The organism is Microcoleus sp. A006_D1 (assembly GCF_036702805.1).
GTDB lineage: Bacteria > Cyanobacteriota > Cyanobacteriia > Cyanobacteriales > Microcoleaceae > Microcoleus.
Genome location: NZ_JAUBVZ010000007.1, coordinates 58,727 through 73,326, shown reverse-complemented (window position 1 = coordinate 73,326; position 14,600 = coordinate 58,727). Strand labels below are relative to the sequence as shown.

At 47.0% G+C, this 14,600-nt stretch carries 10 protein-coding genes; 6 read left to right on the top strand and 4 right to left on the bottom strand.

Translation table 11 applies throughout. The annotated features are described in order from the left end of the window. Positions 1–40: 40 nt before the first annotated feature. Positions 41–1,426 (bottom strand): tRNA uridine-5-carboxymethylaminomethyl(34) synthesis GTPase MnmE, encoded by a 1,386-nt coding sequence (gene mnmE / locus QUB68_RS14560; RefSeq protein WP_332993540.1) that lies wholly within the window; start codon positions 1,424–1,426, stop codon positions 41–43. 49 nt (positions 1,427–1,475) lie between these two features. Then, positions 1,476–1,691, bottom strand: a complete 216-nt coding sequence (locus tag QUB68_RS14555) for a hypothetical protein (RefSeq protein WP_332993537.1) — start codon at positions 1,689–1,691, stop codon at positions 1,476–1,478. A gap of 385 nt (positions 1,692–2,076) precedes the next feature. Here QUB68_RS14555 and QUB68_RS14550 point away from each other — a divergent pair, with 385 nt between their 5' ends. Further along, on the top strand, positions 2,077–4,272 hold the full coding sequence (locus QUB68_RS14550) for a tetratricopeptide repeat protein (protein ID WP_332993535.1): 2,196 nt from the start codon (positions 2,077–2,079) through the stop codon (positions 4,270–4,272). A 339-nt stretch (positions 4,273–4,611) separates the two neighbouring features. Beyond that, positions 4,612–6,798, top strand: a complete 2,187-nt coding sequence (locus QUB68_RS14545) for a tetratricopeptide repeat protein (RefSeq protein WP_442923093.1) — start codon at positions 4,612–4,614, stop codon at positions 6,796–6,798. A gap of 151 nt (positions 6,799–6,949) precedes the next feature. Here QUB68_RS14545 and QUB68_RS14540 read toward each other — a convergent pair whose 3' ends face one another. Beyond that, complete coding sequence (locus QUB68_RS14540) at positions 6,950–8,383, bottom strand: protein adenylyltransferase SelO (protein WP_332993532.1); 1,434 nt, start codon at positions 8,381–8,383, stop codon at positions 6,950–6,952. A 110-nt stretch (positions 8,384–8,493) separates the two neighbouring features. Next, positions 8,494–10,110: a Ppx/GppA phosphatase family protein gene (locus QUB68_RS14535; RefSeq protein ID WP_332993530.1), complete on the bottom strand. Its 1,617-nt coding sequence runs from the start codon at positions 10,108–10,110 to the stop codon at positions 8,494–8,496. Positions 10,111–10,346: 236 nt separating this feature from the next. Here QUB68_RS14535 and QUB68_RS14530 point away from each other — a divergent pair, with 236 nt between their 5' ends. The 4 genes from QUB68_RS14530 (at position 10,347) to QUB68_RS14515 (ending at position 14,425) form a co-directional block, all read left to right on the top strand. Beyond that, positions 10,347–11,231 carry a 4-hydroxybenzoate solanesyltransferase gene (locus QUB68_RS14530; RefSeq protein WP_332993528.1) on the top strand — a complete coding sequence of 295 codons (885 nt, stop codon included), beginning with the start codon at positions 10,347–10,349 and terminating at the stop codon, positions 11,229–11,231. Between the two features lie 334 nt (positions 11,232–11,565). Further along, the gene (locus QUB68_RS14525) at positions 11,566–11,889 is read left to right on the top strand and encodes a hypothetical protein (protein ID WP_332993526.1); all 324 of its coding nucleotides are present in this window, start codon (positions 11,566–11,568) and stop codon (positions 11,887–11,889) included. Positions 11,890–11,933: 44 nt separating this feature from the next. Further along, the gene (locus QUB68_RS14520; protein ID WP_332993524.1) at positions 11,934–12,653 is read left to right on the top strand and encodes a hypothetical protein; all 720 of its coding nucleotides are present in this window, start codon (positions 11,934–11,936) and stop codon (positions 12,651–12,653) included. Further along, positions 12,650–14,425, top strand: coding sequence for a tetratricopeptide repeat protein (locus tag QUB68_RS14515; protein ID WP_332993522.1), 1,776 nt, complete (start codon positions 12,650–12,652; stop codon positions 14,423–14,425). The genes QUB68_RS14520 and QUB68_RS14515 overlap by 4 nt, the downstream gene beginning before the upstream one ends. Positions 14,426–14,600 lie beyond the last annotated feature (175 nt).

Genomic DNA, 14,600 nt, shown 5'->3' with positions numbered 1-14,600 from the left:
CTCGGCCGCTCAGTAGATTGATGTAAATCAATTGAATTTGCTATTTCCCAATGCAAAACCTGCTAAATATTCTATCCAACACTGATTCCGTCACTTCTTCCCCCGTTACTTCCCCCAATGCTTGAATTGCACCGCGCAAATCTATTGTCCAGAAATCTAAAGGCAATTTATTGCTAATAGTATCCGTGCATTGTTCCAGAGAAATTTTGGCTCTAGTTAAGGCTGCTGCTTGCCGCTGGTTGATTGCTAAATCTGAGTTTGCTGCTTGCAAATTTCCCCCGCTGACGGCATCTAAGATGGCTGTTTCTAAGTCTTCTATGCCTCGATCGAGGGCGGCGGCGGCGACAACTATGGGGTGATTTTCAGAGGGAAAAGGTAATTCGGGAGTTGTTTTTACTAGGTCGATTTTGTTGATGATTATAATTAGCTGGCGGTGCTTTACTTGTTCGTAAATTTCCGCATCGTCCTCTGTCCAGCCAGATTCTGCATCAATTGTCAACAATACTAAATCGGCTTGTTTGGCTGCGGCGCGCGATCGCTCAACGCCAATTTTTTCCACCTTGTCTTCCGTCTCGCGAATGCCCGCAGTATCCAGCACCTGCACCGGAATGCCGCCCACAACGAGCTGCGATTCTACCACATCCCGCGTCGTTCCGGGCAAATCTGTGACGATCGCCCGATCGCTCTTACTCCACGCATTCAACAAACTCGACTTTCCCACATTCGGGCGACCAACAATCGCCACTTTCAAACCACTTCTCAACAATTCTCCGCGATCGGCTGTTGCCAAAATAGTTGACAATTCCGCCAAAATATGATTTATTTCCCAACAAGTTTTAGCTTCATCTAAAGGTGGCAAATCTTCCTCAAAATCAATTCTCGCCTCAATTTCTGCCAGTACATCCAAACAAGTTGTTCTCAGTTGGCGAATTGGCTGGGCTAATTTTCCCTGCAAACCCGCCAAAGCACTTTGTGCAGCAGCCGGAGATTTTGCTCCCACCAAATCTGAAATGCTTTCAGCTTGAGTTAAATCAAGCCTCCCGTTCAAAAAAGCCCGCAGCGAAAACTCTCCCGGCGCGGCCAATCTCGCCCCATTTTCCAAACACAACTGCAACACTTGCTGCACCGCCATAATGCCGCCGTGACAGTGAAATTCCACCACATCTTCGCGCGTGAAAGAACGCGGCGCTTTCATGATTAGCAGCAAAGCTTCATCGACTAATTCTTGAGTTTTGGGGCGGCGGATGTGACCGTAAAGAATGCGGTGAGATTCCCAAATTTGCCGTCCTGGGGCGCGAAACAGAGTTTCGGCAATTTTTAAGGCGCAGTCGCCGGAAAGTCTCACAATGCCGACGCTGCCTTGTTGGGGGACTATGGCGGTGGCGATCGCTGCGATCGTTCCTCCTTTTGTTAATGATTCAGACATTTTTATTTTTTACACATTCCAAAGTGAACTCAATTTCCTTTTTTTAGGGTCACACAATTGCTTCTCGATCGGCGATGGTATAATTCTCAGGTTGGTAATTCAAAAAATAAAAACTCTCGCCATTTTGGACAAACTGCACGATTTGCTGAGTTGGCATTAAGGGGATATTGTATAATGATTTTCCTGCGAACGCTAATTGCTCGCAGGCTTCAAGATGCAGGCTCAATTGAACTATTAGAATAGATTCAACCAGTGGTAAGTTCATGTCAGTCAATCTTCGGCCCGGTTGTTAAATTATACAGATCCGATCGCTCCGATCGACAATTTCAGCGAGTTTTTTCTCAGATATTAGAAGAGCGCGGCCGCCGCCCTTGAGTTCGATCGCCAATCCGTTAGCCCAGCTTGCAGCTATTGGAGCGCCCGTTGGGCCGAGTCACGGCCCGATCGAACTTAAATTGGGAGCATCTCACTTTTGGAAAAAGCGTTTTTTGTTTGAGTGCTCTCCCCGCTCGCACCGGCTTATCAAAGCGCGATCCTTCCCGCTCGCACGGGCTTATCAAAGCGCGAGCGAACTTAAATTAGTCAGCCAAATGTTTTGCCTATCCTGATTTTATGCGATAATCGAACATTAACAGGGTAGAGGGCAGAGCATGATTGGTCAACTTCTCGACAGACGTTACCGCATCATTAAAGTCACAGACTCAAGTGAAGTGGGAAAAACTTATGTAGCCGCAGATACTCACCGTCCCGGGTATCCGCAATGCACGGTTAGAGAAATGCGACTTCCCGGTACAAGTTCGCAAACTCCAGAATTAGTCAAAATTATATTTCAAAGAAATGCAGAAATAATTGAAAAATTGGGTAAACACGACAAAATCCCCGAATTATTGGCGTATTTTGAGGAAAATCAAAGTTTATACTTAATTGAAGAATTTATTGCCGGTCAACCTTTAAGCCAGGAACTTATACCTGGTGAACCTTGGCCAGAAGATCAAGTAATTGCTCTGCTATCATCCATATTAGAAGTTTTGGTGTTTATACACTCCCAGGGCTTCATTCACCGCAGAATTCAACCTGACAGAGTGATCCGGCGCGAGTCAGACGGCAAATTTGTATTGGTTGACTTTAGCTTAGACAAAGAAATTAACCCGGAACTCGCTAATTGTCATTTGTTGGCGCCCACCTCCCCGAACTCTGTGAAAAAGCCTTTGGGAAAAAAACAGGATTTGGCGGCCCAGGAATTATACGTGCCGATCGAGCAATCGCAAGGCAACCCCCGCTACAATAGCGACATTTACGCTCTCGGTACGATCGCCCAGCTTGCCGTAACGGGACTCTCACCCACAGAATTGAGTGCCTCAAACAACCAAGGCGAAATTCCCTGGCGAAATCGCGCGACTTGTTCGGCGGCGCTAGCAGATACGATCGATCGAATGGTGGACTCCGACTGCGAGGAACGCTATCAGGAAGCCGCCGAAGTTTTGGCACATCTCAAACAAATCGCCGTAACCTCGGAGGCTGCTCGAACGCCAGCCACTATCATCAGCAAGGCTACGAGTCAACTGCGCAAACAGCGCCCCACCAGACTGTGGCTGTGGGCTGCAATACCGGCAGCTTTAATCTTGACAGCACTCATAATTTACTTTTGGCACAGTCAAAGTCCGGCGAGGGCAAAAGAATTGTTGGCCCGGGGGGTTGCAAAGGCGCAGCAAGGCGACAAAACAGGTGCGATCGCCGATTATACTCAAGCGATCGCCATAAATGCCGGCGATGCCGAAACTTTCTACAAACGGGCTAATACTCGTTATGATCTGGGCGCGACAGAGCAAGCGATACAGGATTACACGCAAGCAATTAAAATCAATCCCAGCCACACCAAAGCCATCTACAATCGAGCTCTGGCCCGCCGCGACACCGGCGACAAGCGGGGGGCGGTGGAAGATCTGACTCAAGTATTGCGACTGAATCCTAGCGATGGTGAGGCATACTATCAGCGGGGTTTAGCCTATTACGATTTGGCAGACTTCCGCACGGCAATTGAAGACTACACTCAGGCAATTCGGCTCAATCCGAATGATGCTACAGCTTACAGCAATCGGGGTTTAGCTCGATCGGCCTCGGGCGACAAAACCGGAGCAATGGCAGATTTTACCCAAGCAATTCAAATTAGCCCCAAACAAGCTGGCGTTTACTACAGTCGCGGTCGATCGAGATTTAATCTGGCAGATTATCAAGGAGCCATGGAAGATTATAGTAGGGCGATCGAATTGGAACCAGAGCAAGCTGATGCTTATACGAATCGGTGCAGCGCTTACTTAAATTTGGCAACCTACGACAAAGCGATCGAAGATTGCAGCCGAGCAATCAGCCTCGATCCTAAAGATGAAGCAGCTTATAACAACCGCTGCATTGCTCATCTGAATTTAAAACAATTTCAAAAGGCCAGCGAAGATTGCAGTTTGACTATCGGACTCAACAGCAACAATCCCAAAGCATACAGCAATCGAGGATTAGCTCGCGAGGCTTCGGGAGACAAACTCGGGGCTGTGGAAGATTTCACGCAAGCAATTCGGCTCAATCCCAGCGATGCCGTAGCTTACAGCAATCGCGGTACCCTGTACTCTTCTCTGAAAAATTACCCTTTAGCGGTTGAGGATTTCGCTCAGTCGCTGCGGCTCAATCCCAACAATGCTACCGCTTTCTACAGCCGAGGCCTCGTCCGCCGCCAGCTCAAAGATCGGGCTGGGGCGATCGAGGATTTTCAGAAAGCTGCAACCTTGTTTCTAGAACAAGGAAGAGCTGATGGTTTTCAAAACGCACAAGCACAAATGAACGATCCTAAATAAACTATTAGTCATCAGTCATCAGTCATCAGTCATCAGTCATCAGTCATCAGTCATCAGTCATCAGTCATCAGTCATCAGTCGGTCAACTGTCAACCGTCAACTGTCAACCGTCAACTGTCAACCGTCAACCGTCAACTGTCAACTATCAACTATCAACTGTCAACTGTCAACTGTCATCAGTCATTAGTAGGAAAAATGAATAACCAACCAGGAAGAAGGAAGAAGCCCAAATCACCAATTACTAATAATTCCCAATTACCAATTCCCCATTCCCCGGTACCCATTCCCAATTACCAATTACCAATTCCCCGTTACCCATTCCCAATTATCGATATGAACATGGTTGGTCAACTTTTAGACAGGCGTTATCGCGTAGTGCAAATTCTCAGTTCGGGAGCTTTCGGACAAACTTATTTAGCTGTCGATACTCGCCGCCCGGGCCACCCTCAATGCGTAGTCAAACAACTTCGCCCTCCCAGCAATACTTCCACAGTCCTCAAAACAGCTTACCGTTTATTTAAACAAGAAGCAGAAATATTAGAAAAGCTGGGAAAACACGATCAAATCCCCTTTTTACTCGCTTATTTTGAAGAAAGCAATCAATTCTACCTCGTCGAAGAGTTTGTCCCCGGACACGCCCTAAATCGGGAAATTATGGCCGGTCAACCTTGGCGGGAAGAACGAGTGCTATCGCTATTGGAAGAAGTATTAAAACTGCTAGCCTTCGTACACTCTCAGGGTGTGATTCACCGCGATGTTAACCCCTCCAACTTAATCCGCCGCAAACCAGACGGCAAATTAGTTTTAATTGACTTCGGCTCGGTTAAAGAAGTTGCGAATCACGTCACTGAGTACGATACAGAATTTCCGCGTACCATTGCGACTGGCACTCCCGCTTATATGCCGATCGAACAATTTCAAGGCAACCCGCAATTTAGCAGTGACCTCTATGCAGTGGGGATGATGGCCATCCAAGCTATCACGGGTTTGCCCGGTACGGATTTGCCAAAATTGCAAGATCCTAGTCCTTCTCACACCGGGGAAATTGTTTGGCGAAACCGAGCTCAATGTTCTACGGCACTGGCAAATATAATTGACAAAATGGTCGGTCATCAATTTGGCAAACGCTATCAATCTGCTGATGAAGTTTTGGCAGCTCTCAGCAAGCTGAGACATCGCCAAGAACCGGGGAATGCGGCTCAAAAGAAAAGTATTTCTCCAAGCTTACTGTCAAATAATAGTGTTGTGTCACCTTGGAAAAATCGGTTTTTGTGGCTAATTATGGCTGGATTAGGGATGCTATCTCTGGTATTTCTGTTTAATTATTGCAGCCGCCCGAATCCGATTAAAGCTAAGGAATATTACGAACAGGGAGTCGCAAAATCTCGCAATCAAGATGCGGCGGCAGCTTTGCAGGCGTTCAATAAGTCAATTCAATTAAATCCTAATAATGCTGAGAGTTTTTATCAGCGGGGTAATGCTAATTATGATTTAAAAAAATATCAAGAAGCGATTACCGATTATTCTCAGGCGATCGCTCTCAATCCTAACTATTTTCAGGCTTATTATAACCGGGCGCTAGCCCGTCACGATTTTAACGACAAGCGCGGGGCGATTGAGGATTACACCCAGGTTTTGAGTCTCCAGCCCAACGATGCTGATACATATTATGAAAGAGGAGTTACTTATTTAGAATTGCAAGATTACAAAACGGCTATTCAGGATTTATCGGAAGTAATTCGGTTGCAGCCGAAGCTGGTGAAAGCTTATCATTCGCGGGGGTTGGCTCGGGCTGGGAGCAGCGATTTGCAGGGGGCGATTGGAGATTATACTGAGGCAATTAAACTGGATGCTCAGAATGTTGGTGCTTTCTACAGTCGGGGGAGAGCTCGCTTTCACCTAGGAGATTATCAGGGAGCTTTGGCGGATTATTCTCAGGTAATTGCGATCGATCCCAAGAGTGGAGATGCTTACGCGAATCGTTGCAGCACGCAGTTGAATTTGGGAGCGTATCAAGCGGCAATTGACGATTGCACTCAGGCAATGGAGCTGAACAATCAGGATGCGGTTGCTTACAACAATCGCTGTATAGCTTATTTAAATTTGAAGGATTATCCCAAAGCAATTGCCGATTGCACTCAAGCGGTGACACTGAATCCCAAGGATTATAATGCTTTGAGCAACCGCGGTTTGGCTCGCAGCGGAGGGGGAGACGCCCAAGGGGCGATCGCAGATTTTACCGCAGCAATCGGGTTCAATCCCAACGATGCTGAAGCCTACGCCAATCGGGCGAAGGTTTACCAGCAGTTAAATAATTACAATAGTGCGATCGCCGATTACGTCCAAGCCATTCGGATCAATCCGAATTATGCAGCAGCATACTACGGTAGAGCCATGGTTCGCCGCGCATTGGGAGACAAAGCAGGAGCAATTAGCGACTTAGAAAAAGCGGGCAAAATCTTTCTCGATCAAGGACTTACGGGCGGTTACAAAGACGCACAATTTGAGATTGACAAACTCAAATAAAAAAGGTTCGTAGTGAGGACTTTAGTCCGCTCTTTACTGAGGACTAAAGTTCTCACTAAAAACAGTTATTCATTAGTTCGTAGTGAGGACTTTAGTCCGCTCTTTCATGAGGACTAAAGTCCTCACTACAAACCTGTTTTATTGGTATAGATCAACCCTCTGGATTTTGAATGCGCTCAACCAAATCATAAAACGGTTCCCAATTATCCTCAAGAGCGATCGGTTCCCAAACAGCCTCAATCGTAGGCCTCAACAGCGATTGTTCAGGATTGTGCTTCCGCAACCTCTGGGCCATTTTATCCAGATCATCCGCCGACAAACTTTGCAAAACGTGACAATAAAACTCCCGCCAAGGTGCTAGCAACTCCGTCGCTTGGGCCTCGGTAAAAATTTGATTGACATCATCTCGCCAAGTGCGATCGAACTGTTTTCGTAACTCCCAAAAGAAATCGTGATAATCAACTTGAGACTCCGCCAGCATCTTAATTGTCAGCTTCAAAAGCTCATCACCCTCATCCTCAGGCAAATCCTCAAATCCCAATCTATTCAGCATCAACTTACGGTAAGCCGCATTATAATACTCACCAAACTTAGCCAAAGCAGCATCCATATCAGCTTGAGGAATCGCCGCTGCTAGCGGTTGCTGAAGCTTCTCCAAATTCCCGTGGCAAATAAACGGTTGATTGCCGTAACAATAAAGACCGTAATAGTCGAAATAAGCCGCTGTAAATTTCGGATCGTAAGTTGGAATAAAAGCAAAAGGCCCGTAATCAAAACTTTCGCCAGTAATCGACATATTATCAGTATTCAGCACAGCGTGGCAAAAACCTGCGGCCATCCACTGAGCGACCAATTCCGCTACACGCTTGACTAAATCTGCATAAAACAGCGCATATTTTTGTTCCGGTGAAACACCAGAAGTGCTAGCTTCTAGATGCAGTTCAGGATAGTAATATTCAATGACAAAATCTAAAAGTTTTTTAATTAAGTCCGGGCGGCGGATATAATTTAGTCTTTCAAAAGTTCCAAAGCGGATGTGAGAGTGGCTAAAACGCACCATTACAGACGATCGCGTGGGAGAAGGCTCATCCCCGCGCCACAAAGCATCCCCAGTTTCAACTAAACTAAAACAGCGAGATGTCCGAACTCCCAATCGGTGCAAAGCTTCGGCGGCCAAAACTTCGCGAATTCCCCCTTTAAGAGTGAGTCTACCATCAGCACTTCGCGAGTAGGGAGTGCGGCCGGAACCTTTAGTGCCGAAGTCATAAAGTCTGCCGTCAGTGCCGCGAACTTGACCGTATAAAAAGCCTCTACCGTCGCCTAAATTCGGGTTGTATTCGTTGAATTGATAGCCGTGATAGCGGAGTGCGAGAAAGGGACGGACGCAGTGAAATTTGCCGAATGCTTGGATGAAATGTTCGTCTGTTACTTGTGCGGGATCTAAACCCAATGTCGGCAATAATTGGTCATTGCGGAAGCGGAGGATGTGCTGCGGAAAATCGGCCGCCGGGACTTCATCAAAATAGTCGCCACCGAGGGATTCGAGGGCGGGCTCGTAGTTGAGGGAAAGCAAGGGATTTGACATTTTTCTATTTTATGTTGAAAATGGCGATCGCTCCAAATATTTTAGCTGATTGTCGTTCTATATATGCGTAAGGTGCGCAGTGCGCACCCTACAGTTGCTCTACCTCATATTTAAAGTGCAACCAGAGTAGGCTCCAAAGTTGCCACTAATTTGAGATTGTACTCATATTCAAAAGCAGGCTTTTTATAATCCAAACTCCACATTTCCAGAGCGCAATCGTCCCCGGGATTGAGCGGTTGCAGCCGTAAGTGAAACTCTCGCACTTCCGGGCGGTGTTCGCATTTAAAATCAGCAATTGCGCCAATTTGCCGCCTGTCTAAAGCCACAGCCAACCGCAGAAATGGATGCAATTTACTAACGACTTCCCGGTATTTCTTGGGGAGAATTGTGAAATTTTCGTGTTTCTTTTTAGGAGGATTCTTGCGGTGATAGCGTGCTAAATTAGCAATTACTTCAATCTCAGTTTCAGTGTATCCCAATAACTCACCATTGCGAATTAAATAGTAAGAATGCTTGTGGTGCGCTGAATGACTGACGTACAAACCCGAGTTGTGCAGAATCGCGGCGGCCCACAGCAACTCTCGTTCTTCGGTTCCCCAAGAGTGCAGAATTCCTTGGGTTTGGTCGAACAATTTGAGCGCAAATTCTGCGGTTCTTTCGCTTTGTTCTAAGTTGACTTGATATTTGTCAGCCATGTGTAAAACGCTGCGCTGGCGGATTGAACCTTGATAGCGCAAGCGATTTTCAATCAAACCGCGACTTAGCATCCAGTCAACAATGACGCCTTCTCTCAAAGATCGATCGCACACAGTGAGCGATTCCATGCCTAATAGTGCCATCGCTTCCTGCAAAATCAAAGCGCCCGCGAGAATAATTTCCGCCCGCTTGTCCGACATTCCGGGAATTGCCAGCCTTTCGGAGTAGGAAAGTTTGCGAAAGCGATTGACTAAATCGCGCAAATCTTTTAAACTTAACTGATATCCAGCTAGCGGACTCGGAACTGTTCCCAACTTTTCGCGGGCGTTAATTGCAGCCAGAGTTTCGATGGTTCCCGCAGTACCGATCAAGCGCAGAGGTTCGCCAGCTTTGAATTGCGATCGCAATTCGTCGATCGGTCTTTCCAGCGCAATCCGAATATAAGCTTGCAAATAAGCAAACTCCTCCCGGCTAATCGGGTCAGTTTTGACAAATTCTCCTGTTAAGCGCACAGCACCAATTTTGGTACTGGTGAGACAGCGCGGTTCGGAACTATCTCCTAAAATTAACTCAGTAGAACCGCCCCCAATATCAATAATCACCTGGGACTGATTGTTAAACTCCATACCCGAAAGCACGCCGAGATAAATTCTCCGCGCTTCTTCTTGACCGGAAATTAAGCTAACATTTAGGTCTAATTCGTCAGCAACTTGTTTGAGAAAATCCCGCCCGTTAGGCGCTTCTCGAACCGCACTGGTAGCCACAGCGATAATTTGTTCAGCATTGAAAGTTTTAGCAATATCTTGAAAACGGCGCAAAGTGGCGATCGCCCTTTCCATCACTTCAGACTTCAAACACCCTGTTTTTGGTTCACAATCACCCAACCGAACCGTATCTTTTTCTCTAGCAATAATCGTAAACGCAGGCAATTTCGGATCGATCCGCGCCACCACCATGTGAAACGAGTTAGTACCCATATCAATAGCGGCAATAATGCGATTTGACTCCGCAGAAGCAAGTGAATTAACCATTGGAGTGTATCGGGGTTGACAGATATTTATGATTATTTCACGAATCCAGTGAGGCGCGATCTTAAATTAGCAAAAATCCGGAACCGCCGAGCCCACAAGAGTTGCAACTATTTTAAATTTATGCAGAAGTACGGGTGGCGTAGCTATCCGGTAGGGAATCGCCCGCAGAGATCCTAGGTAATTTGCCCTAAAATTTGATATAGTCTACAGTTAAAAACCTCAAATCTAGAATTAAAATGCTTCAAGAGCCCGATCGCCAATCTGAATCTACACTACTTACTATCATCCGGCTTTTGAGGTGGGACAAGCCAGCAGGAAGGCTAATTTTAATGATTCCAGCCCTCTGGGCCGTCTTTTTAGCAGCCCACGGAACGCCGCCCGCAGCATTAGTCGGTGTGATCGTGTTGGGCACCCTAGCCACGAGTGCGGCTGGATGCGTGATTAACGACTTGTGGGATCGCGATATCGATCCCGAAGTAGAAAGAACGCGATCGCGCCCCCTAGCATCCCGCGCCCTGAAAGTGCAAACTGCGATCGGAGTCGCTTTAATTTCCTTTGCTTGCGCGGCCATTCTCGCCCTTTATCTCAATCCTTTAAGTTTCTGGCTGTGTGTCGCCGCCGTACCAGTAATTATCTGCTATCCCCTAGCAAAAAGAGTTTTTCCCGTGCCGCAATTAGTGTTATCAATAGCCTGGGGATTTGCAGTTTTAATTAGTTGGAGTGCAGCAGTTGGGAAACTAGAATTAGCGACTTGGTTGCTGTGGGGCGCAGTCGTATTTTGGACGATGGGATTTGATACAGTTTATGCAATGAGCGACAGGGAAGATGATTTGCGTTTAGGCGTGAATTCCAGCGCAATCTTTTTCGGGGATAATGTAACTAATGCTGTCGGTTTTTTCTTTGTTGGGACTGTCGGTTTGTTGGCAGCAATGGGAATTAATTTGCAATTGCACATCGGTTTTTGGATAGCAATTTTTGCGGCGGCGATTTTGTGGTTTTTGCAGTACAGTCAACTGCGTAAAGCGGATATTCCCACACCTGTTTACGGTCAAATATTTCGCCAAAATGTTTGGGTGGGATTTGTCATATTGGCGGGGATGATTGTTGGGGAGATTTTTTAGACTCCGCCTAGGTGAGTGACAGAATTTAAATCAACTTGTAAGGTGCGTCAGTCATTAATTTTTCGATCTCAACAGGTTTGAATGGTCTGAGGCACCCTACGTGACTATTGCAAAACTAGGTATTTGTCGAAAAAATTGTTGATTGGGCAACCGAGGTTCAAGATTGCTATTTTCTTGGAATTTTAACCCGCAGCGACTGAGAATATTGCGATCGGCACGATCCATATCGGCATAAGTTTATTTCGGGCTTTCCTTTGTGGCGGTAAAATCTCCGGAATTTTGTCACAATAGGGTGCAGATAAAACCGAGAGTATTTGACTGATCCTCTGCTACTATGAACCAATCTTTACTGTACCTTGCCTCTGGGTTGATTACCGTGTTGGTGGGGTATTTCACCAACCAGTTACCGAATTTGCCGGATAACTTGAAGCCGTGGGTTCCTTTGGCACTCGCGGTTTTGACATTAGTGGGCTCGATTTTGCTGATTCAACAAAGCTACTCTGGGAACTCGTCAGCCAAGACGGTGATTCGGAGGAATACGCTGAAGGGGAAACAGAGTAGCATCAAAGCTACGGATGCTTTGGTAGAACGGAATCAACTAACTGGAGAGGGTTCTAGCATCAGCACGAGGGATAACGATTCGGGGACGCAACCATGAGGCACTTTGCCAATCACACGCGGGAGTTGGACCAGTTTGAAAAGATGTTGCGGCGGCAGGTGCAAGAACGGATTTTGTTGATTGAAGCACCGTCGGGTTATGGGAAAACGGGTTTGATGGGGCGGTTTGAGATATTGTGTTCCCAGGAAATTCATCCAGTTTTAATCGATCTCAAAGGGGCGCAAGCTGGTATCGCTTTTGTGTTTTCCCGGATTCAGCGCGTACTCGGAAAAAAACGCTTTCGGAATTTTAATGCCCAGATCGATCGCTTTCTCAATTCTGGTGTTGAGATTCAGAACAATCGTTTGACGGGAGAAGGCAGCCAAATTCAGGTGATTTTGGATGTGCCACCAGAGGAACGAAAGTATCGTTTAACTCAACTTCAACAGGTTTTTTTTGAAGATTTAGAACAGTTCGATCGCCCGATCGCATTTATTCTAGATACATACAATGGCGCGACGGAAGAACTGGCGGGATGGATCGAGAGTCCGTTTTTGGCAGAAGTGGCACTCAACCCAAAGCTATTTGCGATCGTGGCAGGACAAATTATTCCCCAACCCACTATCGAATGGCAAAGCTGGCATCATCGCTGCAAGCTCGATCGGATTATGGAACGCGAAGCCTGGTATGGTTACGTTAAGGACGTTGGCTTCGACTGCTTCAGTTCCCAAGAGATTGATGTTTTAATCGATGCGGTAGGAGGTGTACCGGCACGAGTCGTTACCTTATTAGAAAGTGCAGCACGGACGAGGCAGCAGATATGAACGCCGAGTTTTTAGCGCGATTGACACAGGCGCAGACGGAGGAAGAAAAGGATTGGCTGCTGGCAGAACTTTTCCTGTCGGTGCTGTCGCCAGAGTTGAGGGCAATGGCGCTGGCTGCCGCCGTGTCACATTGGTTTGATGCCAATATCTTAGTGGCATTACAGCCAGATTTAGCTCAACAGGCAGAGGCGCTGTATCTGGAACTCCAGCATCTCCCGTTTGTGGAAGGGTTTCCCGACAGAGGACACAATATTCACGAACGGACTCGGAAGGCGATGCTGAAGCATCTATGGGAAACGGATGAAGAAGCGTTTAAGCAATTTTCCCAGCGTCTGGTTGACTATTTTAGTGCAGAGGATACGAATCGGATCGAACAGATTTATCATGCCGTGATGGCGGATTTTGAGGGAGGCAGCAGTCAGTTTGAGCACTACATCACAAGTCTAGACCATAATTTTCGTCGGGAGGAAGCGGAGGCGCTGCTAGCAGCCGTGCAGGAACTGGTTGAGGCTAAACGAGTGCCAGAGAGTTTCGCCGCAGATGTGGTGTATTGGTTCGGGCACATTCATTTCCGATTTTATGAAGCGCAGGAGGCATTGTCCCGCTACGATACCGCTTTGAAGCTTTTCGAGCAAGTAGGAGAAAAACTGGGCAAGGCTAATACCCTGAGTGCGAAAGGCGATGTTTTGCAATTCCTCGATCGCCGTGAAGAAGCCCTAGAGCACTACGATACCGCTTTGAAGCTTTTCGAGCAAGTAGGAGAAAAACTGGGCAAAGCTAATACCCTGCGTGCCAAAGGCGATGTTTTGCAATTCCTCGATCGCCGTGAAGAAGCCCTAGAGCACTACGATACGGCTTTGAAGCTTTACGAGCAAGTAGGAGCCAAACTGGGCAAGGCTAATACGCTGAAAGCGAAAGGCGATGTTTTGCAATTCCTCAAGCGCTGTGAAGAAGCCCTAGAGCACTACGATACCGCTTTGAAGCTTTACGAGGAAGTAGGAGACAATCTGGGCAAAGCTAATACGCTGCAAGCGAAAGGCGATGTTTTGCAATTCCTCGATCGCCGTGAAGAAGCCCTAGAACACTACGATACGGCTTTGAAGCTTTTCGAGGAAGTAGGATCTAAACTGGGCAAAGCTAATACCCTGAGTGCGAAAGGCAATGTTTTGCAATTCCTCGATCGCCGTGAAGAAGCCCTAGAACACTACGATACGGCTTTGAAGCTTTACGAGCAAGTAGGAGACAATCTGGGCAAAGCTAATACCCTGCGTGCGAAAGGCGATGTTTTGCAATTCCTCGCTCGCCGTGAAGAAGCCCTAGAGCACTACGATACGGCTTTGAAGCTTTTCGAGCAAGTAGGATCTAAACTGGGCAAAGCTAATACCCTGAGTGCGAAAGGCGATGTTTTGCAATTCCTCAAGCGTTGTGAAGAAGCCCTAGAGCACTACGATACGGCTTTGAAGCTTTACGAGGAAGTAGGAGCCAATCTGGGCAAAGCCAATACCCTGAAAGCGAAAGGCGATGTAGCATTAGCTAGCGAGCAGTATCCGGAAGCACTTCAGCAGTACCGACAGGCGTTAGCTTTAGTCGAACAAATTCACGATCTATACAGCACAGCCCGCGTCTGGTATTGCATCGGCAAAGCTTGCGCGACAAAGGGCGACAAGCCTGAAGCAATTTCAGCTTTCACTACCGCCGCCAGCATATTTCGGAATATCAAGTTAGAGGATTTGGCTCAGTTGTGCGAAAGAGCGATCGAGGAAATAGAATAACCCTAAAAACATCAAATCGCAGGCGAATTATCCAATCCTGCATACGATCCAGATGATGTGAGAATTGCCTTCGTTACCCTCAACCAATGGCAAAAACCAGGGTTATTATATGAATTAGAAACCCTCATCCTTCAAGCTGCACATCCTCCCTACAACGTTAAAATTCCCAGAGAAC

Bases quoted from the DNA above. Each gene is read 5' to 3' on its own strand.
- mnmE (WP_332993540.1), bottom strand. From the start codon at position 1,426: ATGTCTGAATCATTAACAAAAGGAGGAACGATCGCAGCGATCGCCACC.
- QUB68_RS14555 (WP_332993537.1), bottom strand. From the start codon at position 1,691: ATGAACTTACCACTGGTTGAATCTATTCTAATAGTTCAATTGAGCCTG.
- QUB68_RS14550 (WP_332993535.1), top strand. From the start codon at position 2,077: ATGATTGGTCAACTTCTCGACAGACGTTACCGCATCATTAAAGTCACA.
- QUB68_RS14545 (WP_442923093.1), top strand. From the start codon at position 4,612: ATGGTTGGTCAACTTTTAGACAGGCGTTATCGCGTAGTGCAAATTCTC.
- QUB68_RS14540 (WP_332993532.1), bottom strand. From the start codon at position 8,383: ATGTCAAATCCCTTGCTTTCCCTCAACTACGAGCCCGCCCTCGAATCC.
- QUB68_RS14535 (WP_332993530.1), bottom strand. From the start codon at position 10,110: ATGGTTAATTCACTTGCTTCTGCGGAGTCAAATCGCATTATTGCCGCT.
- QUB68_RS14530 (WP_332993528.1), top strand. From the start codon at position 10,347: ATGCTTCAAGAGCCCGATCGCCAATCTGAATCTACACTACTTACTATC.
- QUB68_RS14525 (WP_332993526.1), top strand. From the start codon at position 11,566: ATGAACCAATCTTTACTGTACCTTGCCTCTGGGTTGATTACCGTGTTG.
- QUB68_RS14520 (WP_332993524.1), top strand. From the start codon at position 11,934: ATGTTGCGGCGGCAGGTGCAAGAACGGATTTTGTTGATTGAAGCACCG.
- QUB68_RS14515 (WP_332993522.1), top strand. From the start codon at position 12,650: ATGAACGCCGAGTTTTTAGCGCGATTGACACAGGCGCAGACGGAGGAA.